Below are 756 nucleotides of genomic sequence, written 5' to 3' on the forward strand. Positions count from 1 at the left end.
CTGTCCAACTCTAAAACACCCATTTATAGTTTCAACTCTTCCATAGAGGATAGTTCCATTTGAGCTAGAGAAAGCTGTAGGGTTAGCAATAGGACTGAGAGCATTTTGTGCATCTGTAGGATCTGTATAATAGGTAAATGTTTGATTGGCAAAATCAGTAGATAACAATGAATTGGCTTCAGTAAGATTAAAATCAGAGATTCCATCGGTATCATCATCACATTGACGTAGTAAAATAGGTTGTAAAACCAGAGGAAGTGGATTGACTACGACATCAAAACTAGTGGTAGCAAAACAATTAGGATTGTCATTATTTTCAATACGAACAACGATCTGATTTCCACCAATAGTGGTATTTATATATGAATCCGATAGCCCATTCATGTTATCATCGGCATCATTTTGATTGGGATGATAGGTCACGGTGAATTGAGCGGCATCTTGCAAGTCTAATACCAAAGCATCAATTATAGACAAATCAAATGTAGAAAACCCATTGGTGTCATCTCCATCAATGGCGTCATCACAGAGTTGATAATTAGCAACAGGATTAGCGACAGGCTGATCAAAGACATCAAATTCAAAAGAAGTCACAGCATAACAATCTGTATTGTCATTATTTTCGACACGTACAAAGATAGTTTCTAGTGTGTAAGCCGTTTGATTTGTATACATTCCTGCAATAGGATTAGAATTCATATCAGCATCTAGTTGTGATGGATGATAGGTTACTGAGAACTGCGTAGCACTTTGTGT

Annotated in this window: 1 pseudogene; it reads right to left on the reverse strand. The window is 36.8% G+C overall.

Annotation, left to right across the window (positions count from 1 at the left end):
* Positions 1-756: pseudogene (locus tag Q0828_RS24365) on the reverse strand (CUB protein); the annotation flags it as partial.

This window comes from uncultured Kordia sp. (assembly GCF_947496985.1).
GTDB lineage: Bacteria > Bacteroidota > Bacteroidia > Flavobacteriales > Flavobacteriaceae > Kordia.